At 69.5% G+C, this 223-nt stretch carries 1 pseudogene; it reads left to right on the forward strand.

The window, feature by feature from the left end:
- Positions 1-11: 11 nt before the first annotated feature.
- Positions 12-223 (forward strand): annotated as a pseudogene (locus GM672_RS28195) (hypothetical protein); the annotation flags it as partial.

Consider the following 223-nt stretch of genomic DNA (forward strand, 5'->3'; position numbering starts at 1 on the left):
CGGAGGTGGGCATGGAAATCGACGAGTACCAGGCCGTACGGACGCAGTGCCTGGCGTGGCTGACCCGGCTGACCGGCGAACAAGGGGATGGCCTGCGACGGCTGTTCGAAGGATGTGCCTCGCTGGCCGATTGCCTGGCCATCATCGAGGCACGGGGCGCGCGCCTGCGCCGGTGCCCGCACTGCGACGGCGACAAGCTGTATCGCCACGGCATCCTGCGCGG

It is taken from the genome of Pseudoduganella buxea (assembly GCF_009720835.1).
Taxonomy (GTDB): domain Bacteria; phylum Pseudomonadota; class Gammaproteobacteria; order Burkholderiales; family Burkholderiaceae_D; genus Rugamonas; species Rugamonas buxea.